Source organism: Paraburkholderia strydomiana, assembly GCF_031456815.1.
In the GTDB taxonomy this organism is placed as follows: domain Bacteria; phylum Pseudomonadota; class Gammaproteobacteria; order Burkholderiales; family Burkholderiaceae; genus Paraburkholderia; species Paraburkholderia caledonica.
Map to the genome: position 1 here is coordinate 18,955 of NZ_JAVDVL010000009.1, position 22,199 is coordinate 41,153.

The following is a 22,199-nucleotide window of genomic DNA, read 5'->3' on the forward strand; positions in this document are numbered from 1 at the left end:
CATGGGCACTGTGAGATCGTTGAAAGATGATGAGAGGGCTCTGCTAACTGCGCTGATCGCGGGAAAGCCTCAAGCAGCGCTGCTTCTCGGTTCTCTCGTTGGCGCCTTCGTTGAAGAAATGAACGATGGTGGAATGGGGAGCCTGCGCTTTTGCGCCTTCGATGCGAGGCCTCGCCGTCTCGGCGTGCAGTTGGTCGAAAAAGAATTCATCGATAGCGATGGCGTACCAATTATGGTCGCCATCAACTTGGACGAGCATGGCGATCTCTACGAGCTTGATATATGGAAAGTTGATTTCTCGCCATTGAAGCAATTTCCGAGCGGGTGATATGGATCGGGGACGACGGATGGCTGTTCGTGTCAAGAATTTGTTGCCACAAACGGTGCAATGTCACCGTCGCAGGCGCAGGCTTATGCCGCCGGTCGAGCAGCACAACTGCAATCGGAAATGCCAGTTGGCTCACAAAGGCAGAGTCACGATGGGAGTAGGGGTCTTGCAGGACGCCAACGGCAATCAGATAACAGTCGTTGCTACGAGTGAGCCGAATGGCTATTTGCGGCCGGGGGGCAAATTAAATCCTCGCGAGCTTGTGGTACCGGGAACGGGACATGCCGAGGCAGACATCGTAAACTGGGCTGCTCAGAACGGTTATACAGTCCAAACCATTGGTGCTGGAAGACCTATCTGTCCTTCCTGTGCTTCAGCGATAGGCGGAGCCAATGCGGTACCTGCAACCCCGTTGAAGGTTACGAAATGAGCACAAATACGCGATTAACTACAGTAGCGCCGGATCTGGTCGAGCTAGGAATAGGATTGCCCACGGACAAGCGAAAGGCCTTAGCTCGCTTGGTCGCAGAATGGGCTTGCCGCGAAACCGGCACGATAGCTTTGTTAGGCGAGGATCGAGTAAGGCGCTTGCTGGACGATGCGTATACCACTACGCAGCAAGATCGAGATCGCCTCGCTCGCGATGTGGACGATCTGGATGACAAATACTTCGCCATCGTTGAGCAGCACGACGGTCTGGACGATGAAGGAGGTGCTTTAGCGTGGTTCCATAAAGCAAGGGCTGCCGCTGCATTGCTTTATTCGCTCGATTCGGATGCAGTTCAAGGTTTCTGCGAAACTCTATATGAAGCGCAGGCGGCGACGCATGATCTGAGTACTCTAAAGGGGTTGTGTCGCCGATAGACTTGCGCCAACATTTGCCTAGTCAGTAGAATTGACCGAAGTAACCCGAGCCCGGCCGAGCGCCGGGTTTGTCGCTTATGGCGTCGGCGAGCATCGTGGCGCCGTCGCTCAACTACGGCAGTTCGTCGGCGATCGCGTGCTCGGATCGGGAGGGCTTAAAAGAGCCTTTGGTGCTACTTCCCTGCCTGCATGCTCGTGCAGGTGCATTTGCGAAATTCTGGCGATTGCACCGTAAGCGCGCAGAAATGGACGTCTGGAACTCTTTGATCTGAGCGTGCAGGCTATGTCCACTGTTTTCGAATCAGTGGACACCTTTCATGACAGAAGAACACTCAGAAACGACTGGGCTGAAGGTCGTCAACGTCGGTCGGGACGGCAAGCGCAGATATGACCGGCAAACCAAACAGAAGTTGGTGGAAGCGTGTCTTGAGCTAGGTGCTTCGGTCGCCGGGCTCGCACTCAAGCATGGGGTCTCAACGCCAACTTGCTGCGCAAGTGGATCAAGCTGCATCAGCAGCGACTGGCTGGCACGTCCCCACAGCCAGCGCCGACTGGCACAGCTTTCGTTCCGGTGGTCGAAGTCGATAGTCACGGAGCGGTGGTCGCGCCCGCATCTGCGAAGGCACACCGCCACACCCCTGCAGGAAGGGCGTCGTCGCCGGCGATGACTTCGGCGCGGTTGATGGTGCAGATGCCCAACGGCGTCACACTCCGGTTTGAATGCAGCGGCAATGACGCGCCGTTGCTATCGGCCATGATCGAGACGCCAGGACGGTGCGATGTTCCGCCTGGACGATGAACTGAAGGTCTATGTGCATCGTGACGCCGTTGACTTCCGCAAGAGCATCAACGGTCTCGCAGCCAGCGTCGAGCAGTCAATGAAGCGACCTATTCGCGCGTGCGGTTTATGTGTTCAGCAATCAGCGGCGCGACCGCATCAAGATGCTGCTGTGGGACCGTAACGGCTTCTGGCTTCTCATGAAACGCCTTGAGCAGGACCGCTTCGTATGGCGCGCAAGGAAGCGGTGCTCATGCTGCGAACAGAGCAACTTCACTGGCTGCTGGAGGGCATCGACATCGAAGCGATGCGCGCGCATCCGCCGCGTCGGTCTTGTTCGTCTGGACAAATGGCCGGATAAACTTCGCGTGCAACAGCACCACCTCGTGTCCCAGTGCCAGGATTTTGCGGGCCCACCAGTGCGCGCTGCCGCATGCTTCAAGTGCCACCCGGCCAGTCGGCCGCTGCGCGAGAAACGTGATCAACTCGTCGCGTCGAAAGCGCCGATTGGCAACCTCGCCGGTCTGTGCATCGACCCAGTACATTTGGAAAATCTGCTTTGCAACATCCAGTCCGTATGTCGTAGCATTCATTTGGGCCCTCCGTTCCTCAAGTGGACGTGTCGAAACGCCACTCTGGCACCCTGATGCCGATCGGTTCTGGAGGGTCTCCGCACATCTGCTGAGCCCTGCGTCCCCGAAGGGAGGGCGGTGTCCATTCCATCTCGGCCATTTGGCAACATTCGACTCGGCCGCTCAGATCGTCAACAATCATCGAGCACACCGGGTGGAGCGAACGAGCTCAAGCAACTATCTTTTCTAATGATGGGCTGGACATCTATAGTTTCTTGCTGACCATCGCCCATAGGGCATGGGGTTCAGAAACTGTATACTTTTCGGATATCCCGATTGCGGACCTCACGCAAGCCGAGAGGCATGCATGCGCGTTGACAATAGCGCTTTCCAGCTACCAGAGAACTTGACTAGATGGACAACCCAATTGTTTCCTATATCAAGGGCAACCTCGAGTACTTCACTGAAGAAAGCAAACGGCTCGCGGATAAAGGAGTATTGCAGGAGTATTGGTCGCTGGCGTCTCGGTTTCTTGAAGTCGAACGGAAGCTTGGCACAAGCGATCACGAAACGGCGATGCGCATACTTGCGGAAGACTTTATTCGCGCAAGATCGGCGGTGGTTCGAGACTGGAACGAGACATGGCACTCATTCTTTCGTTGGAGAGCGGAAAGCAAGGAGAGGGACCGGGAGCAACGTCAGAGCCAAGACGAATTGGAAAGAATCTTGGCCGAAATGGAGGCGTTGACACTAAAGGATGACGCGATTCATTCGGAGGCTGCTGCTGCATTGAATGCGCACCTTAAATCGGTGCTGGAAGTCGCCCGTGCGACAGTCGAGACGCCACCAATCCGTTTTTCCGGGCTGCCTCGCGCCCTCTTATTGATCGATCTGCGTGCCTTTTCGGTTTATCTGAGATACCTTCTTGCTCGCTGCGCATTTTTGTTCCTGAGACATTCGTTCATCGTTTTCGTGCTCGTCTTTGTCTGCGGCACGCTTTATTCCAAAAGTGCTGCCGCGCTAGCAAGCCTAGCGGCAGAGCATGTGGCGGCTCTCTCAGGGAGAATCGCTTTCATCGTTTTTGCAGCAGCTGTCGCAAAGCGATATTTACTTGATCCTCGGTTAAAGCGTCTTCAGGTCAAACTTGAATCACGATGGTTAACCAGGCTGGCTCTGAAGTTGCATTCTGCCCTAACTCTTGAATTGACATCACGCACCGCACGGAGACGACAAACCGAAAAACACCCAGTCGGAATGGGGTGATGCCCTTAGCACGTGGATGTCCCAAAGAGGTAAGCAATTGAGGCGCGCGTTCATTCTGGGTGGCTTGCTCCTGCTCGTGGGGGCAGCGGGATGCGCGCACCGTGCAGCTGCACGCGGCGAGGTCCAGACCGAGGTGACTGAGGATCAGGTTGCGTGCCCAAATCTGAGCGGTGACTTTGCGGGCACCGGTCGGCTGGTTCATGGGGACTCGACGCAACAGATTGGCGCGCGCCTGCCGGCAGATTTCGTCTTTCCAATCGCGGACCGCGAAGCGTGGAGCGCGATGAGATCGAGATATCGACGCGATGATCATGGGATCATTGTTCCGCCTGACGTTGTTCGAGTCACGCCATCGGGAAAGTCTCAGTACCTCATCGCGACCTTTTACGGCGATATGGAAATCGGCGCGTACACATCTCGGAATGCCGGCAAGACGCAGTCAACATGCAGCGCTGGGGTGCAGTATCGAACCTACGAAAAGGAAAGCACGCGTTCCGACTATGGACCCAATGATGTGACGACGGATGACGCGCTATGGATCGACGCCGACGGCGACCTCATTTTTCGACGCAATATGAGCGTCGAGTATCACGCACTACTGTTAAATCTCCCCATGGGAACGGGGCATTTCTTCGAGGAGTACAGATTCCGTCGCGTTAGCCGCCGTTAGTTAGTTTTCGGTCTTACAGGCTGACAGTGCGTCGTCGTTCGCAACCATCCTGCAACGTCACGCACCTATGGCGGTGGCAGGCGAGCAAGGAAGCGGAGCCTTGATACTTTCGCAGGTTCGCTCCGCGATTTGAAACTCGTCGACAGTCGCGAAATCAAGCGGCTTTCAGCTCGCGCGACAATCACGATCAACGCCGGGGCGCACCGATTCGTTCTGGGGCTCAGCGCGTCCGCTCGATTGCCTCGGATTACTGCCTGGTGGCTGTGCCGTTCATTACAGCGATCCGAAGAGACTGGAGACGTTACATGCGACGCAACAAGCCCGGTCGATCCCATCTTCGATTGCCATTGATGGCATCGCGGCCGTTATGTACGTGGGCACATCGATCAACAGCGTGTTTTCGCGGCGAACCGGGTCGGCCGCGCAAACCTATCGCAAAGCCGGCACGGTATTGAGACGGCGTTATCGGCCAAACAGATTAGCCTGTAATGCAGACAGTGTAGATTCCACTCAGAAGATAGCAGAGGGCCAACCAGGCGCAGGCTGCGCCTAGGCTTGGGCGGCGGTGAGGCCACGAGCGGACCTTCCGCAGTGGCTGCACATCTTTAGCAATTCACAGGCCGAAGACGTGGGCGAATCGCCCTGACCGGTGCCGGGTCGCGTTAAGGCACCAGACCCTTCTTCATTGATGGTGCGGGGTGTAGCACATAGTTCTCTCGCTCATAGAACGGAACGGCGTCCTGCCGGGCGTCAAGAAATATCGCGGTCATACCACGAGCACGGGCGTCGGCTTCGGCGTATTCCATCAAGGATCGGCCAACACCGTTGCCTCGGCCCGCCGCATCGACCACAAGGTCATCGATATGAAGGTGAGCCCCACGTGCCAAGGTGTGGACGGGTCTCATGCCCATCACTCCGATAATCTTCCCATCATTGAACGCTGCCACAAGCTCGTAGCCCGAATACTATTGCAGGCGAGTCCGTTCCAGGAATTCTGGTTTTTCAAGGGACCGAAGTTGAGCGATGACAGGGTACGCCTGCATCCACTCCAGCGGCGCCAGCCTTCTGATTTTCAACCTGCTGCGGCGATGTTCAGTCATGGCTCAAGTCGATCCCACTCGAAAATCCAGATTGTTGCACGCAGCCGCATGGCGAAGTTTCTCGATGGCCTAGGCATTCGGAGGTCCGCATCCGGGAATAACGACTGGCGGCTCCGGCGCGGCGTCTGCTGCACACGTTTCGATAAAAAAATGAAGCCTGGTGTGTTGAGTAACCTCTGGCGCTGACCTTGCGTCAGCGCCAGAGGTTACATTGCCGGATGAGTGCGATTAGTGGTCCTGCTGCCAGCCGTTGTCAGTCTTCATCATGGAAATTGTCTGGGTGAACTGCACGTCGACATCATCGCTATAGTCCGTGTCCTTTCCGTTGAAGAAGCTGCCGAGGAGCCCAAAGTCAATACTTGGGCAGGCCTGAGCGACGGTTCGCCGGAAAAGCGGACCGGGCGCGGTGTTGTTCAGCAGCGCGGCGAAGTTGCCTTCTTCGATTTTTGCCTTCGACATGGTCTGGTACGCGTCCTGATGTTGCTGCTCGAAGGTCTGCCGTGCGGCAGGATCACTCGGGTTGGCGTCGATATAGGCTTGCTGCTGGTCGTAATACTGTTTCGCTTTCTCATCGGCATCAGCCTTCAGCGATTGATACCTATCGTACTGGCCCTTCCACTGCTTCGCGTTGGCCCTGATGTCGCTGTCCGGCGACAGGCGGATAGTGTATTTGACGTCGACCCGGTAACCGTTTCCGGTCTCGCCCGGAATGCCGTTCACTTTCTGAAAGTCCCTGAGTTCGAGGTATTTGCATCCGGCAAGCGTGCTTTCGACGACCTTTCTCGCGTCGCTGTCGGAGGGGCTGTTGGAGCATGCGGAGAGCGTCATGGCGGCGCCAAGCACAACTGAAATCGCGAAGAGACGAATATTCTGTTTCATGATAATGAGATAGAAAAAATAGACCGCTCCTGGTGACGGACTTTCGGGGAGCAGGCGTGGAGATGTGTGTTTTACGGGTTTTGCGTGATACCCGAGCTGGATGCCGCGGCCCGCATCGCCGTCGCCATGGTGTCGTACGGCAAGGGCGAGCCAGGCAGTCATGTTTGGCTTCATCAGGAGGATGAAAGCAAGCGCAGGAAGGAGGGGGACGGGCCCCTCCATTCCTGTGCATGACCTACTGCGGTGCGGTTGCTGACTGCACGCCTGCGAGCAGTTGTGCGTTGAGCGCACCCGTGAACTGGTAGGTGCGTTGCGCGTAGGTTGACGGATAGAGCCAACCCATACGCAGATGACCATTGCGCAGAGCGATCACGAGCTTCGCGCCATCGTTCAGCGGCGAGAGCAGTGGGTCCGTACCGATAGCCGACAGCGCAGTGCTCGAGAGATCGAGCACGAGAACGTTGCTGTTGCGGCTGTAGACAGACCACGTACCACCCTGGTTCACGGTGGCGGTGCCGTTCTGGTCATACGTGTTGTAAGTGATCTTGCCATCGGCCGTGATGGTCATGCCAAACCCACCGGCGCGACCTTCAAGCGAAAGGCCGATTGCCTGTTGCACCGATGTGTAGGTCGTCGCCGCATCGCCCGTGATGAGGGAGATGACGCCGTCTTCAATCACTGCCGGTTGCGAACCGTCGCAGACCTGACCATTGACGATTGCTGGATTGTCGCAGGCAGGCGTCCACACCGGCAGGATGACCTGGTCGGCGGTGTAGGACAGGAGACCCAGATACGCCTTCGTACCGCTTGCAAAGGTGGCCGTGGTGAGCGGCGGCAGTTGCCACAGATTGTTGATCGCGTAGTTCGTCGGCACAGCCGTTGCCAACGTCTGACCCGATAGGTCGGCTTGACGGAACTCGTACGTATAGCTGATGCCGGTGGTTGCGTCCGTGCCTGAGAGCACGGCGCCATTAACGGTTACCGGCAGCGGAGCGCGATATGTCGACACCGGAACGAAGTTCGACCAGGACGCGTCGCTCTTCATTTCGTATGCACCGTACATCGTTTCGTACTTGCCGTTCGTGACTGGCTGCCATGTGCCCGAGGAAAGCTCCTGCTGCTGTGTCACGACAGAACCGTTGCTGATCGAGCGCACGTCCTGCACGATCGAGCTCACTGGCGTGCTGTTGTAGTTGGCGAAGTACGGCAGGTAGCCGTCGAGCGCGTAGGTTGTTTGCGAAAGCACCTGCGAGGCGTCGACGCCGGCGTAGACCGGCTTCGACGCTTGCGCTGCAATCTGGTCAGCCGTGACGTCTGTGGTGTTGTTCGCGACCATGGCATTCGCTGCATTGCGAACCGTTGCCGGATCGGTGACCCCATTTGTCGCCAGCGAGGTCAACTTGTTCACAATTGCCGTTGCCGTCGACAAGGCCTGGCCGTTACCTGATGCGATGTAATCGGCGTTGGGGTCGATGCCACCGAGCATTGCGCTCACTGCCGCCGTTGCCTGTTGCTGCGAGAGGCCCGTTTCCATCTGGGCCGTGACCAGCGTCGAGAAGGGGCTGATGTTCTGCGAACCCGTAGATGTCACGATCTGGCTGAGCGTGACGGTAGCCGGGAAGACATAGTCCGGGCGCGAGAGATCTTTCGTATGCGGCGTGATGGTTACGAGCAGCGTCTTGCCGAGCAGGCCTCCGGTGTCCGGCAGAGCGTAGTTGCCGTTTGCATCGGTCGTGGCGGTGGGTAGCGATGCGTCACACGCGCCCTGACCGTTGTCGAAGCAGACGGTCGCGCCCACGAGATAGCCGTCAATCGCCTTGCCCGACAGCTGGGACGTCGGAGTAGCGGTCGGTCCCGACGATGAGCCACCTGTACCGTTTCCGCTGCCGCCACCCCCACCGCACGCAGAGAGCACGGCTAGTGAGCCGAGGGCGGCGTAGAGCGGGATTCGAATTCCCCCAAGAGAATGTTTGTTTTTCATGCTCGTGATTCCTTTTGGCTAAATTGAAGTGTTTACTCGACAAAGACGGACATAAGTTAGCGCGGGTCATATGTTCCCGAACTACTATATCGGCTGAGTCTCGAAAAAATGTAGAGTAAACACGACGATAATTGTCGTGTTTACAACGTCGAGAATCAATCGACAGCTGGGCATCCTGCCCACATGGCTACCCGTCGTTCCTCTCATTCCCCCAATACCCCTGCGCCGATCTCGGTTGCCCTCGGCAAACGCATCAAGCAATGCCGGCACGAGGCCGATAAGTCGCAGGAGACGCTTGCCTTCGAGGCCCATGTCGACCGGACATATATCTCCTCGATCGAGCGGGGCATCGCCAACCCGTCTGTCGAAACGTTGGCCAACATTTGCCACGTGCTGGGCGTCACGCTCGCCGAGCTGTTCGCGCCACTGGACGGAGTGTCGCTCGCGCCGACCGGCACGCGCCGGGCCAATGCAGCGACCCCGCCTGAGATCAGGCGCAGCAGGCTCAAGTAGCGTCAGCATTCTGCGGAAGACGGATTTTGCACGCGGCCAGTATTGGCGGATGGCAGACGGACCGAACAGCAGCTGCAGAGCATTCCAGACGGTGTCGAGCTCTCAGGCCCGACAGCCCCTGCCGCATGCCGTCTACCGGTTGGACGGTTGGCGACCCAGACAATGATCGGCCATCCTGCGGCCAGTCCCGGGCACAGAAGCTCGGGAGTCCGCCGGCGGAGCCTTAGATCTGCACAGCCTGCACAGCGGCATTGACTTCTCAGATGAAGCTGGTCAGTCCCTGAGGCGTCGGCCATGCAGGCAATGCGGCTGGGCCGATTCCGGAAATGGGCAGCGGGCCGCGCGTAGCCGCGCACGTCGAGCGCCATTGCTGCGCAATGCAGGGCGCTGCCTTTGTCCCACATACCTTGCCAGCTTAAAAGTAGCTGACGGCCTCCTGCAAGTGCCAGTTGCCGCCCCCGATGCAGCGCCGGGTGAAGCTTCTGGATCGGGGGCACATCAATAGTCCTCCGGCAACAGGATTGTCGTGACCGAGCGATCGGCCTCGGTGATGATCCAGACCCTGCCGCCGCCCGGTATCACATAGCTGGACAGCAGGCGTCTGTGGATCAGCAGAGCCAGCTCGTTGCTGGCGATGTCGGCTATATCGAGTTCCCCCCAATCCCCGTGCAGATGCCGTGCAAGCAGGACGGTCGGCGAAATCCCGGCCTGTTCCAGCGCCGACTGTGCGGCCAGGGTAATGACGGGTTGGCCCATCCGGAAACGCGGGCGGCGGCTCATGCCTGTCTCCCGGCCCGGTAGTTGATCATCGGCCGTTGCGGGTAACAGTAAAGAACAGACGCGTGTGGGCGCTCCGGATCATTGCGGCATACCAGCTGCCCGATCAGTTCAATGGTGGTGTGCGAGCGATCCCATTCGGTGGCGACGATGACGCGTGCGCCGTCCGGCAGCCGGTAGATCGACAGGAGGCGCAGGCCGGTCGTGACCGACAGATCGTTCTGCACCTTGTCGTCGTCGGACACGATGCCCCAGTCGCCGGCGATGTGCCGTAGCATGACGCTGATGACTGGCACGTGATTGGCGCGCAGCTTTTCCAGGGCTTCGGGCGTGACCAGCAGCCGGCCCGGATGAAACAGCGGTTTGAGACGGGTGGCGTTGTTCATGGATGGGTCCAGAATCAGGACGAGCACGGGCCTCCGGAGGAACCGGATGCGTGATCGCAGAATGTGAAGGAAGGGAGACCGGGCGCAGGACGCGCCCGGTTTATGCCGTCGGCTCGATGACCAGCTTGCGAAGCGCGGCGGCTTTCGCCTGCGAGCAGCCGAGGTGCTGGCGGATGCTCGCGACAGTTGGACGCAGGAGACCGGCCTCGATGTCGCGTCGCAGCTTCGTGACTTCGGATTCGGGTTTGGTCATGACAGGGGCAGGCGGCGCGTCAGCCGTAGTCACATCGGGCACATCGGTCGCGACTGCGGGTACCGGGTCGCGACGATCCGTGACGGGCCATGTGCCCTGCGGCAGCAGCGCGATCCACCACAACAGGCAGGCTGTGCTTTCGAGAACAGCCGCGAACACGAGACTCGTGAGCAGTTCGAGCCGTGCATCCGTGACACCTCGTAGCGCGGCCAGTCGTGCCGTGACCGGATCGTCACGGGCGGCGTCACGATGCGAGGCGTTACTGTCTTCGATGGCCTGATACCGCCGCACGTCGGCCGCTTCGACGTCGAGTGCATCAAGCCGGGCAGCCAGCGAGGTTCGTCGCACCCGTAGCGTCAGGCAGTCACGGATGCAGTGCAGCGCATCGGCGACAGCCAAACCGGCCGCAACGGATGCGCGCTCTGCCATGACGGCCGTCAGCGCCCGGTGAGCCGGCACGCTGGCGATGGACACGGCCGACACGCGAACCTCGCCCGCATGCGACTGCGACAGCAGGAAGAATGCCGCGTGTCCCCACGACGCCGCAGCCATGCAGCCGAGCCACAGCAGCGTACCGATACCACGCGCCACGAGCGGCGCTGACATGCATAGCGCGGGCAGCAGATGAGCGCCGCCGACCAGCACGACGCCCACCGCGACCCACACCAGCCTCTCTGACAACCACCCGCCACGCTGCCAGCCGGCGATCACCGACATGCAGACGGCGGTGCCGGTTGCTGTGACCGCCAGAGCGAGTGCCGGACGGTGAGTCATGCGGCCTTCCCGCCGAGTAACGCGGCGCGCTGATCCAGCCGGTCTTTCAGGCTGGATGCCGTGAGCGTTCCGTCAGCGCCGGCGCGGGTGTTACCGTGACCATGCTCGTCGCCGGACTGAGCTGGATAGAACTCGTCCGCGACGGCGGCACCGTCTTCAATACTGTCCTCGAACGCGCCGTTGCGGAAGCCGGCCCGCGCGGCGGCGTCGAGCGCAGCCTGATCGAACCCGGCCGCGCGGCGTCGCGCATCAAGCTCGCGCGCTTCGGTGATGGCTGTTTCGAGTGAACTGCCAGCGCGCACACCGAGATCCACGTAGTAGATCGCCGAGCGATAGCTCTGCGTCGTGGACTTGCCACGCAGTTTCAGTTCCAGCGGCAGGCAGGCGAGCAGGTTGCCCGATACAGCTGAGAAGTAACGCAGCCGTGCTGCGAGCGTCCTAATGCTGTTAAAACTTGTCGTGCGAAGTATGAACGAGCCGAGTTCGTCTTCGTCGCCGATCAGCACGTTCAGCCGGCCGTAGGGCTTGCAGGCACCGCCCTGACCAAACGTGCAGCCATCCGGCGACGGGCACGGCAGTTCCTCGATACCGGCGTCACCGGCGCGACGGCAGGTCTCCCCGTTGCCGACGCAGACGGGGCGGCCGGTCTCGCGGTCGAAACACGAATATTCGGCACGCAGGCTCAGGTCGGGGTCGTTGAACAGGAAGCGGACGGGGATCGCGCGCAGCTTGCCGGTAGTCGCCTTGCGCAACGACTCGTTGAGCGGATGCAGCATCCATCCGTCGCGGTTCTGGATCTGGGTTGTGAGTGTGAATTGGTCGTCTTTTTCGGGCAGGCGTTTGCCATTTTTCTCGGCAATGCGGCCGATGGAAATCCGCCCGATGACGGGTGGGGTGATGCTCAGGCCTTTCAACATGGACTTCTCCTGTATACGGTAAGCAATGCGGAATGAAGCGGGAGAGGGAGACGTAGATCGGCAGGGATTCAGGTGTTCACGAGGAACCGGCGCGAACCCGGTTTCGTGATGGCGTACTGCGCGGCAAGCGCGGGGTGATCAGCCAGTAGCCGTTGCAGATCGATGCCCGAACTGTCCCGGCTGCGTCTGAACGACACTGAACCCGTCTCGAATTCGGCCCGGTCGGCCTCGCCCATCGCCTGCTGGATGGTTTGCTTCAGCTTCGATTCGATGGCCTGGCGGCTCTCGATCTCGGCGCGCACGGCGACCAGATCGGAGAACGTGGAGCAGAGCGACCTGTCGCACGTGAAATCGACCGCGCCGCCTGCGCCTGGATACAGGCAGCGCAGTGCGCGATCCGCCGACTCCGAGCCATCGGCGGGCGGCGGCGTACCGGTTTCGACGTAACGCCAGAAGGCCGCCTCGAGTTCGACCAGCCGTGCGATCAGTGCGTCGTCGCGCATCACCCGATGCACTTCGAGCTTCTGGCCGCAGAGCAGCACGGCTACATCGGCCGCCTGTCTGCCCGTGACCGCAAGCTGGTGCTGGACCTGCAATTGCACGTACTCGGGCACACCGTCACGCCAGAGCCGCGCGCCGAACTCGCCCGCCGTCTTGCATTCGAGCAGTTGCACGTCGCGGTTTCCCACGACTTCACGATCGATATTGGCGAGCATGAACGGAATCTGCGGATGCTGGAGCACGGCATTGACGCGCCGGACACGATTACCGGTCTGCTTCGTGTAGGACGCAGCCACGATAGGCTCAAGGAGAGCGCCCCAGTACACCGGCTCGGTTGTGTCGTTCGCGTCTGGCTTCGGCAGGTTCTCATCGCGGCCCGTCTTGATTAGCCACAGTTCGAGTGGGCTCGTGTACGGCGAGAGCCCTACCGCGGCGGCCGCATCGGAGCCGCCGATCCCGTTTTTTCTTGCCGATAACCAGTCCTCGCGCGAGAGCGATTTCGTTTCGACGAGCCGCAGCGCAGGCCGGGGCCCACCACGCCCGGCCGATTCAGGCAAAGCCATTTGCAACCTCCAGAAAGCAGAAGGCCCGGCGGGAAGATCCCGGCCGGGCCGTATGACATCATGGACATGGGTTCAGACAACCAGTTTCACTGCCTCGTCCCACGCGCGCTGCTTGATCGCGGCACCGGCGCCGAACCACGCGGCGTCGCGCCGGTGATCCTCGCTGCGCGCTCGGCGCTGGTGATCGACAAATTCCGTGATCGAGTTCACGAGTCCCCAAGCCGTACCGGATGCCGAGGCGAGCGTCGCACCTTTGCCGCGGCCGGCGTACAGTGTCTGTACGACTCTGATCGCGCTGTCGTTGGTGGCCGGGATCGGAACACCGGCGCTGGCCGGATAGATCAGCACGCGACGGAAGAACGCTTCGGCTGCCGCGTCGTTCACCTTGCGATCCGCCAGCGCTTTCATGCGCACCATGAAACCGTCCCACGACGAGATTGCGATGCCGAGCTGCCGTTTGACGGCCTGCGCGTCGAATCGGGTGCGGTGCTGCACCTTCACGCAGCCAGCAGAATCGCCCAGCGCGATCTGGAGTGTGTTGTTGCACACGACGCGAACAGACGTGAACTGGGCGGTGGTCGCGAGCGTCCCGTCACAGGCGGTGGCGAGCAACAAATAACCGTTCACCTCGTCGCGTCCCCTGAGCGAAATGGACTGGCCGGTACGAGCGAGCGCCCAAGTTTTTTTGCCATCGCGCAGCACGCCGGCGGTTTCCAGCTCGTAGCCCCCTACCTCGGTGAGGTCGCGATAGAACTCCAGGATTTCGCGCGGCTGAACTACCTGATAGCGCGATGACACGACGCTCAGCGGTGCCTTTGTGTCCGAGCGGTACAGCACGCGGTGCTCAGGAAAGGCGTGGATGGAGCCGAGGCCGGAACCGGGCTGACTGGCAATGAAGCGAACGTCGGCCGATTCGATCGTCCAGTCCATGCCGGCCTGCTTGGCCCAGACCTCGATCGGCTGCTGCGGTGAGAGTGGATTGCCAATGCCGTGCCACGGCGTTTCGCCAACATAGGCCATGGAAGATACGAGATGCATAAAAGCTCCAGACGAGTGCATAAAGCCCGGCACGTGGCCGGGCATCGTGGGAAACAACAAGGGAAGTTTGAGGAAGGGAAAAACGGAGGCCGGATCAGTCCGGACCGTTCGAAAAGGTGTGCCCGCACGCGCGGCAGCGCCAGTTATCGAGCACTTCCCGGTCGATGGTTTCGCCAAGTGCTGCGCCCGTCGCGCAGCCCGCAGCTGCGCCAACCAGGCCCGCGATGATTGCGCCAGCGATGCTGCCGAACAGCACACCGAAGGGCCCGCCGAACGTGCCGGCCGCCGCGCCCGACTCAGCACCGGACAGTGCCGCGGAGGCGGCGCTCGTGCCGCCGGCAGTCGCGCCGATCGCGCCGCCAATGCGTCGCGCAACGTGGCGTGCCTCCGTGCGGAGGGATTCGCAGGCCGGACAGGCGTAGATCACCTCGCCCGTATCCGGGCGGTAGCGGGGCAGTTCGTGGTCGAAAGCGGGCGGTGTCTGTCCGGGCTCGCGCTCGTGCGGATGCAACTGTTCAGCCAGCCACTCGCCTTCGTCATCCTCGTTGAATGGCAGGTAGGGTGGGCGGCGATCAGACATGACAGGCCGTTGCCTTTCGCCGAACGTGACTGGCGTAGCAACCGACGCACATCGTCCACAGCGCGCCGAGCGCGAAGCAGATCACATATGCGACCAGAAAATCGAGAGGTGGGGTGGGAAGCATCACCTGGCTCCTGAAAGGGTTCGCCGCTGCGCGGTTGCAACGGCGGAGCGGCATGCTGCCGTGCTCAGGTCGGTGATATAGGTTTGTTTTTTGTTTGAATTGATGGCTGGTGCCGCGTGCAATCGCCATCTCAGTCCGCGCGCTGTGCGGCCGTTGCCGAAGGGCTCGACTGACAATCACACTGATCCCGCACAACGTGGGACTTACACGTTCCGGAAGGTCCGACACACACACAGCAGCATGGATCGCAGCGTGACCAAGCTGCTTCGAAAGTCATTGATGACCGCGTTGGGCAGCGCTTGCGAAGCGGCGGATGCGTCGAGTGGGATGCGCCGGCCGTCAGTGTGCGAGCGAAAAGGTGGAGCACTTTGGCCATCAACAAATACGAATTTGATGGCAATTTGCCACGGGCCAAACCATCCCTCAAGTTTGCTTTCCTGATAAACGGGAAAAGCATGCGTCGGTTCTCGGTCCATCGACCGAGATGGTGAGCTCTGCGAGCGTTGGGGCTGTGGTCGCGTGCAGCATCTGTGTTCACTCCTTCCTTTAATCGATCCAAGTAGTCTGCCCAAGACTGCATCATCACGACGCGGTCATCGAGGAATTTGGTCCGGTTGTAGGCGGTCCCCAGGTTGTCGGGAACCCTGTGTGCCAGTTGAAGCTCGATGACTTCAGGTGGAAACCGCAGGCGCTCATGCAGAATCGTTCGTGCCATAGCGCGGAACCCGTGACCGGTGATCTCGGTTTTCGTGTCAAAGCCGAGCCGTTGCACGCCGCATTTATCGCTGCTCCGCTCATCGGCTTTCTGCGGTCGCGCCCGGGAAATACGAATCGCCAACGTCCAGTAAGAGCGTGGAGTTCTTTAAGTATTTCGATCGCTTGATCGGCCAACGGAACAAGGTGTTCGGTCTTCGTCTTTGAGACGGTGTACCGCCATTCCCTGCGGTCGAAGTCGACCTGCGCCCATTCCGCCTGTCGTAGCTCGCCGGGGCGAACAAACAGCATTGGTGCCAGCCGCAGTGCCGCACCCACGACGAACGTGCCGGCGAAACTGTCCAAGGCACGCAACATCTCCCCAACTTTGCTTGGGTCCGTCAGGGATGCAAAGTGCGTATGCCTATTAGGCCGCAACGCACCGCGCAAATCAGAGGTAACGTCATGTAATGCGCGTCCAGTTGCTACCGCGTAGCGGAAGACTTGCCCGCAGGTCTGGTGGAGGCGGTGCGCGGTGTCATTTGCACCGCGCGCCTCGGCCCGGCGCAACACGTCGAGCACTTCAGGTGCGGAGATTTCCGAAATTGGGCGCGCGCCCAACACCGGGAATGCGTCTTTCTTAAGCCGCCCGATGATTTTGTCTCGGTGGCTGGCAGACCATGCAGGGGTTTGCCGGTCTAACCACTCTAATGCAACGACCTTGAACGTATTCGCCGCGCTAAGTTTGGAGAGTCGTTTCTTTTCTTTCTTGGACTCGCTCGGATCAACGCCGTCCGCCAGCATGGCGCGCGCTTCGTCTCGCTTCCTACGGGCGTGGGCGAGTGTCACGTCAGGATAGACGCCAAGCGCGAGTCTCTTCTCTCGGGCGTTGAACCGGTATTTGAGCCGCCAGTATTTTCCGCCAGACGGCGAAATCTCGAGATACATTCCGCGGCCATCCGAGATTCGGTATGTCTTTTCTCGCGGTGCCGCCCGGCGAACTTCCAAGTCGGTAAGAGGCATGCGGTCCTCCGTCTACTCCGGACACCACGAAACTGCTCGATGGTGCCGCGCTCGATGTGACCGGGGCATTGCATCCCCCGATCATTAATTCACGGCTCAAACTTGATCTTCGCTTGCTCAAGCATCCAAGCTTCAATTTTGTCGTGCCACATGCGTAAGAGGTCGAGAGGGCGGCGCCGGTAGTGTTTTTCAGCAATCGCGGACGGCTTATGCCCTTGGATCTGCGCGACGACGCCCACCGGCACCTCGACCCACTCGGACAATGTCCCGAATGATCGGCGCAGGCCATGCAGCGAGATGTGTGGCAAACCTGTCGGTGCTAGCGCGCGGTTGTGCGCGTGACGCGGCTCGGCAATTTTCCCGTCCGACGCAGTTTTGCTGGCGAACACCCACTCGGACGGCTCCCACTGTTCGCCCCTTTCAGAGAGACGAGCAGCTTGGCGCTTATTTGGGGGCATCTCATTCAGACGCCGGAGATTCCGCAATAGGCTTGCTAAGTATGGGGTGAGCGGGATAGTTCGGCCGCCAGTGCCTTCAACTTTGTCGTTCATGGTTAAGCTGCGCCAGCGAAAGTCGACGTCTTCCCAACGCAACGAGGCTAGTTCTTCTCGACGGGCGCCAGTAATCAATAGGCCTTGAAGGTACGCGCTGATCACGGGATTGACGATGCCGCGTACCGCACTGAACCAAACAGACAGCTGCTCGCGCTGAAGGCAGTCATCCTTCGCGGCGGTACGAGGGAGAATGCCCTTGACCTTTGGTGAAGCATAGGCCTCGTGCAGGATGATGCTTGCATACGTCTCGTGGGTGTCGCACCACCGAATGAATGCCTTGAAAAGAGCGAACGCATGACCGGCATTCGTTGGTCCCCGAGGTATTTCGGCTTCGAGCCACTCGGACATGGAGTTGGCAGTTATCTCCGTCAACCTGCGCGGCATGAGTGGAGCCAATGGCCCACGCACCTTTTCTTTGCCGCCGCGTTTTGCAATCCCTCCGCCGGGCGACGAGAGGTTGATATGGTCGAGGATGTATCGCTCCGACCGAGGTTTTTTCGTTTTGGGGGAAATTTTCGTGCGAAGGTGCTCAAGGTACTGTTCCCATGCTTCGCCGACCGTCACGTCCTGACGTTTCTTTGCCGCCTGCCGCGCTTCGTGCGCTGCCTTTTGTTCGGCCTCGTGCTCTCGCGGATCGATGCCGCTGTCGATGAGCATCTGGAAGTGCCGCGCTCGCTCCTGCGCCTGATCGATGGGCCAGCTTCTCGGATCGCCAATCGTGACCCTTACGGTCGAGCCATGCATGACCCCTTGGAAAACGTAAGCCTTCGCTCCGCCAACCGTGGCCCGCAAGCCCAGCCCCGGAGTCTTGCTGTCCCAAAGAAACGATTGCTTTATGGGCTTTCCGTTTTCCGTGAATCTACTGGGCTCGCAGCGATGCGCTTCTACTCGAGCCGCCGTGAAATTGACCTTTGCCACCCGCTCCCCCTCGTTACCTGTTTAGCCATCCGGTGTAACGGCTGTGTAACGAGATTGTGCCGCATTGGGTGCGTGCCGATCAATGTCAATCTGCAGGTGAAAAGATAATTGTCGTTTAAATACAGCGTGTTATCGTGCTGCGTCAATCTCGATCAATCTAGAGGAGCGTCATCTTGTTCGTATTCGAAATGCGAAGGTCGGGAGTTCGATCCTCCTCCTCTCCACCAACCGGATTCCAAGCAACACCACAAGCTTCAAAACAAGAAACCCCGGCAGTTCAACCTGCCGGGGTTTTTTAATTTCGCCATCAAGCGCTTCCCCGCAAACCACCAAATCAAAACTGATCCCACCTCGCATCGTCGCCGACGGAGACAACGGGCACCGTTCCAACCCTGACCGGCGTTCGGATCGCCGCCAACGCGCCCACCCGCGGCGCCGCCGCAACAACTGCACGCCCCGTAACAACCGCATTCTCTCGACCACCAGAATCCACCGCAGCCCCGGCAGCCAAAGAAGCCCCCGCAGCCAAAGAAGCCCCCGCAGCCAAAGAAGCCCCCGCAGCCAAAGAAGCCCCCGCAGCCAAAGAAGCCCCCGCAGCCACTGCACCTCCACCCCCCACCCCCTCCAAAACCCGAAAAAACCCCACTACCTCATTCAACTGCACTCCCTGCTCCTCCATCGACCGCGAAGCCGCCGCCGCCTCTTCCACCAGCGCCGCATTCTGCTGCGTGACGTTGTCCATCTGCGTGATCGCTAGGTTCACCTGCTCGATGCCGCGGCTCTGTTCGCTCGATGCCGCCGCGATCTCCGACATGATGTCAGTGACGCGCGCGACCGCCTCCGTCACCTCGCTCATCGTCTTGCCCGCTTCGCCGGCGAGCGACGAGCCGTCGCGGATCTTGTCCACCGAATTGGCAATCAGATCCTTGATCTCCTTGGCCGCGCTCGACGAGCGCTGAGCCAGGCTTCTCACCTCGCTCGCGACCACCGCGAAGCCGCGACCCTCTTCGCCCGCACGCGCGGCTTCCACGGCCGCGTTCAGCGCAAGAATGTTTGTCTGAAATGCGATTCCTTCGATGATCCCCGTGATGTCCGCGATCCTGGTCGAGCTGTCGCTGATGTCCTGCATCGTGCTCACCACCTGGCCCACCACCGCGCTGCCTTTTTGCGCAACACTCGACGCGTTCGCGGCCAGCGTGCTGCCTTGCTGCGCGTTATCGGCGTTCTGCTTCACCGTCGACGTAAGTTGCTCCATGCTCGACGCCGTCTCCTGCAGCGACGCCGCCTGCTCTTCCGTGCGCTGGCTCAGGTCCATATTGCCCGCGGCGATCTCGCGCGCCGCGTGCGCAATGCTCGTGCTGGCATCGCGCACGCGTCCGACGATCGTCGTCAGGCGCTCGTTCATCTCGCGCAATGCGCCGAGCAGCTTGCTGGTTTCATCCTTGCCGTCGACGTTAATGCGCGTGCGCAAGTCGCCTTGCGACACGGTCCGCGCGACGCCGATTGCGAGATTCAACGGACCGCTCACCGCGCGCGTGAGTACCACGCATGCGCCCACCGCAAGCGCAATCGCGAGCAGGGAAATCGTGATGAGCAAGTTGCGCTGGTGCTCGTAGTGCGCCGCATAGCCGGCGATCATCTCCTCCTGCCGCGAATGCGCGTAGTCCGCATACGCATCGGTCGCACGGATCAGCGCCGCTAGCAGAGGGCGGCATTGATCGTCCATCCTGGCGATCGCCTCGTCGCGTTTATTGGCGAGCGCGAGACCGACAATCTCGGTCGCGACGGGCGCGTAAGCAGTCTCCACGCGGTCCATCTCGGCCACGAGGCTGCGCGCTTTGTCGCTCGCGTCGGAGGCCTTCATCATCTCGTTCAGCTTCTTCAGGTTCGCCGATACGTCTTCGTGCGCGCGCGCCACCAACGCTTTCTCAATGTCGAAATCCTCGGGCTTCACGACAAGCACGAGGTTACGGGCAGCGATCGCCCGACGGTCGACGGCTGTCCGCACTTGTACAGCCATGTCGGCGCGCGCGTTGATGCCGCGCACGAAGCTGGAAAACCCTTCGGTCGAATCGCTCAGCGACTTGAGGGAAAGCCCCGCAACCACGACGACAATCAGGGACAACGTGCCGAAGCCGGCAATCAGCTTCGCTTTAATACTGAACTGGTTCAAGGCGGCCATATATTGTTGCTTCTCCAAGGACGAAACGTAGACGTTTCGTGATGGACTCTCAGGTCCGGACATGGGAGCGTCTATGTAACCGTCGTACTTCCCGACGGTCCTGCGCAGTGTTGCCGTCGCGTGCAAGCACGAAACCGGCATCCCATTTACTGGTTATCGGGCCGCGCAGAGCGGACTTTAGGAGGGCGGGGTAATCCATTACGGACTTCTCATGAAATCCGCATAGAGCATAGCGTCGGGTCCGCCGCGTAAGCGATTCACAAGCGCCTCCGCAAGCGAATCGCAAGCGCCTCATAAACGCGCACTAGGCACTAAAAACCCGTCTTTTCGATCCTTTGGGTAAGGATGACCTCTGTTACGCTACGGGTTCGCCATACGCGATCCCCGATGGACGCGTCTCTTCCTCCTTTAGCGCGTGAGACCGCGCATGCCCAAACCGAACTCAATGGTCACGCGTCGTCCGAACATCATCATTGCGATCAGTGGCGTGCTGGCCAGCGCGATCCTCGCCATTGCAGTGTGGGTGCTGGCGCAGATGCACGACGACGCATTGCGGCGCGCGCAAGATTCTGTGTTCAACGTCTCGTTGCTGGTGGAGCGTGACGTGTCGCGCAATCTGGAGATCTACGACCTGTCGATACGCACGGTGATCGAAGGGCTCAAGCAGCCACGCGTGCTTCAACTGGAGCCTTCGCTGCGTCAGATGGTGTTGTTCGACGGTTCGGCATCCGCGAAAGACATGGGCTCGATTCTCGTGATCGACGAAACCGGCTATATCAAGTTCGATTCGCAGTCCGTCACGCCGCGCCATGTTTATCTCGCCGACCGCGACTACTTCAAGGTGCATCGCGATTCGCCCAACGTAGGTCTGTACGTGAGTCACCCGTTCATGCCACGTGCAACGGGCACTGACATGAGCATCGGCTTGAGCCGGCGTATTTCGCGGCCGGACGGCAGCTTCGGCGGCGTGGTGGTCGGCACCATGCGGCTGAAATATTTCCGCAGCCTCTTCAACGGGATGAATCTCGGCGCCGGCGGTTCGATGGCTCTCATGCTAAGCGACGGCACGATGCTGATGCGGCGTCCGTACGATCCAAAGACGATCGGCATCAACTTGACGGGTACCTCCAACTATTCCCGCTTCGCCGCGCAGCCGAGCGGCGACTTCTTCGGCACCGCGGCAATCGACGGCGTCGAGCGCTGGTACGCGTTTCGCCATATCGACATGTATCCGCTGATTCTCGATGTCGCGCTGTCCACGCGCGACATCTACGTCGGCTGGCGGCGGCGGGCATGGATCATCGGCTCGCTGATCGGCGCGCTCGATCTCACGCTGATCGCGCTTGCCGTGCTGTTCGCGCAGCAGATGCGGCGCCGTCTTCTCGCCGAAGAAGAGTTGCACAGGCTCGCGCGAACGGATGGTCTCACGGGCATGGACAACCGCCGCACCTTCGAGGAAGCCGCGGAGAAAGAATGGCGCCGCGCGCAGCGCAACGACGGATCGCTCGCCATGCTGTTGATCGACGTCGATAGTTTCAAGGGCTTCAACGACCTGTACGGGCACTCGGCCGGCGACGACGCGCTGATCGCGGTAGCTCAATGCATCACGCACGAGGTGCGGCGTCCCGGCGACACGGCGGCGCGCTACGGCGGCGAAGAGTTCGCCGTTCTGCTGCCGGACACCGACGAAGCGGGCGCCCTCTGCATTGCAGAGAAAATCCGCGCAGCGGTCCAGGCACTCGCGCTCGGGCATGTGGCGAGTTCGCACCACGTATTGACGATCAGTATCGGCGTAGCCACTACGCAAGGCGAGGCGTTCACGACGAGTCGCGCGCTCGTCAACGCGGCCGATCAGGCTTTGTATGCGGCCAAAGACGGCGGCCGCAACCGCGTCGTGTCGCACCGAACTACAGGAACCTACGCATTGGCACCGGGCCGCGCTTTCACGGTGGTGGCCGGCCATTGAGG

General features: G+C 60.3%; 19 protein-coding genes and 3 pseudogenes. 7 read left to right on the forward strand and 15 right to left on the reverse strand.

Translation table 11 applies throughout. From position 1 onward, the window contains the following. Position 1: 1 nt before the first annotated feature. Positions 2–328 carry a DUF6984 family protein gene (locus tag J2W46_RS22735; RefSeq protein ID WP_310356389.1) on the forward strand — a complete coding sequence of 109 codons (327 nt, stop codon included), beginning with the start codon at positions 2–4 and terminating at the stop codon, positions 326–328. A gap of 426 nt (positions 329–754) precedes the next feature. After that, positions 755–1,192, forward strand: a complete 438-nt coding sequence (locus tag J2W46_RS22740) for a replication initiation protein (protein ID WP_310356391.1) — start codon at positions 755–757, stop codon at positions 1,190–1,192. A 588-nt stretch (positions 1,193–1,780) separates the two neighbouring features. Here the strand turns inward: J2W46_RS22740 and J2W46_RS22745 are convergent. Continuing rightward, positions 1,781–1,948, reverse strand: coding sequence for a hypothetical protein (locus J2W46_RS22745; RefSeq protein ID WP_310356394.1), 168 nt, complete (start codon positions 1,946–1,948; stop codon positions 1,781–1,783). A gap of 23 nt (positions 1,949–1,971) precedes the next feature. On the opposite strand from J2W46_RS22745, the pseudogene tnpB reads away from it, so the two are divergent. Beyond that, positions 1,972–2,155, forward strand: a pseudogene (gene tnpB, locus J2W46_RS22750) (IS66 family insertion sequence element accessory protein TnpB); the annotation flags it as partial. A gap of 81 nt (positions 2,156–2,236) precedes the next feature. Here the strand turns inward: tnpB and J2W46_RS22755 are convergent. Continuing rightward, positions 2,237–2,563: pseudogene (locus tag J2W46_RS22755) on the reverse strand (IS110 family transposase); the annotation flags it as partial. Positions 2,564–2,956: 393 nt separating this feature from the next. Between J2W46_RS22755 and J2W46_RS22760 the strand changes: the two are divergent. After that, positions 2,957–3,805, forward strand: coding sequence for a hypothetical protein (locus J2W46_RS22760; RefSeq protein ID WP_310356400.1), 849 nt, complete (start codon positions 2,957–2,959; stop codon positions 3,803–3,805). A gap of 37 nt (positions 3,806–3,842) precedes the next feature. Beyond that, positions 3,843–4,475, forward strand: a complete 633-nt coding sequence (locus tag J2W46_RS22765) for a hypothetical protein (protein WP_310356403.1) — start codon at positions 3,843–3,845, stop codon at positions 4,473–4,475. A gap of 662 nt (positions 4,476–5,137) precedes the next feature. Here J2W46_RS22765 and J2W46_RS22770 read toward each other — a convergent pair. From J2W46_RS22770 to J2W46_RS22780, 3 genes are all read right to left on the reverse strand, one after another. Continuing rightward, the gene (locus tag J2W46_RS22770; protein WP_310356406.1) at positions 5,138–5,422 is read right to left on the reverse strand and encodes a GNAT family N-acetyltransferase; all 285 of its coding nucleotides are present in this window, start codon (positions 5,420–5,422) and stop codon (positions 5,138–5,140) included. Positions 5,423–5,803: 381 nt separating this feature from the next. Continuing rightward, on the reverse strand, positions 5,804–6,616 hold the full coding sequence (locus J2W46_RS22775; RefSeq protein WP_310356409.1) for a hypothetical protein: 813 nt from the start codon (positions 6,614–6,616) through the stop codon (positions 5,804–5,806). A 73-nt stretch (positions 6,617–6,689) separates the two neighbouring features. Further along, positions 6,690–8,435, reverse strand: coding sequence for a hypothetical protein (locus J2W46_RS22780; RefSeq protein WP_310356412.1), 1,746 nt, complete (start codon positions 8,433–8,435; stop codon positions 6,690–6,692). A gap of 183 nt (positions 8,436–8,618) precedes the next feature. Here J2W46_RS22780 and J2W46_RS22785 point away from each other — a divergent pair, with 183 nt between their 5' ends. Continuing rightward, positions 8,619–8,948, forward strand: coding sequence for a helix-turn-helix domain-containing protein (locus J2W46_RS22785; protein ID WP_310356417.1), 330 nt, complete (start codon positions 8,619–8,621; stop codon positions 8,946–8,948). 498 nt (positions 8,949–9,446) lie between these two features. Here the strand turns inward: J2W46_RS22785 and J2W46_RS22790 are convergent, their stop codons facing one another. The 10 genes and pseudogenes from J2W46_RS22790 to J2W46_RS22835 all read right to left on the reverse strand — a co-directional run bounded on the left by J2W46_RS22790 (position 9,447) and on the right by J2W46_RS22835 (position 20,231). After that, complete coding sequence (locus J2W46_RS22790) at positions 9,447–9,728, reverse strand: hypothetical protein (protein ID WP_310356419.1); 282 nt, start codon at positions 9,726–9,728, stop codon at positions 9,447–9,449. Then, positions 9,725–10,111: a hypothetical protein gene (locus tag J2W46_RS22795; RefSeq protein ID WP_310356423.1), complete on the reverse strand. Its 387-nt coding sequence runs from the start codon at positions 10,109–10,111 to the stop codon at positions 9,725–9,727. Before J2W46_RS22795 ends, J2W46_RS22790 begins: the two co-directional genes overlap by 4 nt. A 100-nt stretch (positions 10,112–10,211) precedes the next feature. Then, on the reverse strand, positions 10,212–11,138 hold the full coding sequence (locus J2W46_RS22800; protein ID WP_310356425.1) for a hypothetical protein: 927 nt from the start codon (positions 11,136–11,138) through the stop codon (positions 10,212–10,214). Continuing rightward, positions 11,135–12,055 carry a recombination directionality factor gene (locus J2W46_RS22805; protein WP_310356427.1) on the reverse strand — a complete coding sequence of 307 codons (921 nt, stop codon included), beginning with the start codon at positions 12,053–12,055 and terminating at the stop codon, positions 11,135–11,137. Before J2W46_RS22805 ends, J2W46_RS22800 begins: the two co-directional genes overlap by 4 nt. Positions 12,056–12,123: 68 nt before the next feature. Beyond that, positions 12,124–13,119: a YqaJ viral recombinase family nuclease gene (locus J2W46_RS22810; RefSeq protein WP_310356428.1), complete on the reverse strand. Its 996-nt coding sequence runs from the start codon at positions 13,117–13,119 to the stop codon at positions 12,124–12,126. A gap of 72 nt (positions 13,120–13,191) precedes the next feature. Beyond that, positions 13,192–14,157 (reverse strand): DUF932 domain-containing protein, encoded by a 966-nt coding sequence (locus J2W46_RS22815; RefSeq protein ID WP_310356811.1) that lies wholly within the window; start codon positions 14,155–14,157, stop codon positions 13,192–13,194. A gap of 94 nt (positions 14,158–14,251) precedes the next feature. After that, positions 14,252–14,737 (reverse strand): hypothetical protein, encoded by a 486-nt coding sequence (locus tag J2W46_RS22820; RefSeq protein ID WP_310356430.1) that lies wholly within the window; start codon positions 14,735–14,737, stop codon positions 14,252–14,254. 662 nt (positions 14,738–15,399) lie between these two features. Then, positions 15,400–16,577, reverse strand: a pseudogene (locus tag J2W46_RS22825) (tyrosine-type recombinase/integrase); the annotation flags it as partial. A gap of 89 nt (positions 16,578–16,666) precedes the next feature. After that, positions 16,667–18,049 (reverse strand): tyrosine-type recombinase/integrase, encoded by a 1,383-nt coding sequence (locus J2W46_RS22830; protein WP_310356431.1) that lies wholly within the window; start codon positions 18,047–18,049, stop codon positions 16,667–16,669. Between the two features lie 334 nt (positions 18,050–18,383). After that, positions 18,384–20,231: a methyl-accepting chemotaxis protein gene (locus J2W46_RS22835; protein ID WP_310356432.1), complete on the reverse strand. Its 1,848-nt coding sequence runs from the start codon at positions 20,229–20,231 to the stop codon at positions 18,384–18,386. Between the two features lie 427 nt (positions 20,232–20,658). Here J2W46_RS22835 and J2W46_RS22840 point away from each other — a divergent pair, with 427 nt between their 5' ends. Beyond that, entirely contained in the window at positions 20,659–22,197 is a 1,539-nt protein-coding gene (locus J2W46_RS22840; RefSeq protein WP_310356435.1) for a sensor domain-containing diguanylate cyclase, read from the forward strand. Positions 22,198–22,199: the final 2 nt, after the last annotated feature.

Coding starts and splice junctions, on each gene's coding strand:
- J2W46_RS22735 (WP_310356389.1), top strand. CDS start 2: ATGGGCACTGTGAGATCGTTGAAAGATGATGAGAGGGCTCTGCTAACT.
- J2W46_RS22740 (WP_310356391.1), top strand. CDS start 755: ATGAGCACAAATACGCGATTAACTACAGTAGCGCCGGATCTGGTCGAG.
- J2W46_RS22745 (WP_310356394.1), bottom strand. CDS start 1,948: ATGGCCGATAGCAACGGCGCGTCATTGCCGCTGCATTCAAACCGGAGT.
- J2W46_RS22760 (WP_310356400.1), top strand. CDS start 2,957: ATGGACAACCCAATTGTTTCCTATATCAAGGGCAACCTCGAGTACTTC.
- J2W46_RS22775 (WP_310356409.1), bottom strand. CDS start 6,616: ATGACTGCCTGGCTCGCCCTTGCCGTACGACACCATGGCGACGGCGAT.
- J2W46_RS22780 (WP_310356412.1), bottom strand. CDS start 8,435: ATGAAAAACAAACATTCTCTTGGGGGAATTCGAATCCCGCTCTACGCC.
- J2W46_RS22785 (WP_310356417.1), top strand. CDS start 8,619: ATGGCTACCCGTCGTTCCTCTCATTCCCCCAATACCCCTGCGCCGATC.
- J2W46_RS22790 (WP_310356419.1), bottom strand. CDS start 9,728: ATGAGCCGCCGCCCGCGTTTCCGGATGGGCCAACCCGTCATTACCCTG.
- J2W46_RS22795 (WP_310356423.1), bottom strand. CDS start 10,111: ATGAACAACGCCACCCGTCTCAAACCGCTGTTTCATCCGGGCCGGCTG.
- J2W46_RS22800 (WP_310356425.1), bottom strand. CDS start 11,138: ATGACTCACCGTCCGGCACTCGCTCTGGCGGTCACAGCAACCGGCACC.
- J2W46_RS22805 (WP_310356427.1), bottom strand. CDS start 12,055: ATGTTGAAAGGCCTGAGCATCACCCCACCCGTCATCGGGCGGATTTCC.
- J2W46_RS22810 (WP_310356428.1), bottom strand. CDS start 13,119: ATGGCTTTGCCTGAATCGGCCGGGCGTGGTGGGCCCCGGCCTGCGCTG.
- J2W46_RS22815 (WP_310356811.1), bottom strand. CDS start 14,157: ATGCATCTCGTATCTTCCATGGCCTATGTTGGCGAAACGCCGTGGCAC.
- J2W46_RS22820 (WP_310356430.1), bottom strand. CDS start 14,737: ATGTCTGATCGCCGCCCACCCTACCTGCCATTCAACGAGGATGACGAA.
- J2W46_RS22835 (WP_310356432.1), bottom strand. CDS start 20,231: ATGGCCGCCTTGAACCAGTTCAGTATTAAAGCGAAGCTGATTGCCGGC.
- J2W46_RS22840 (WP_310356435.1), top strand. CDS start 20,659: ATGCCCAAACCGAACTCAATGGTCACGCGTCGTCCGAACATCATCATT.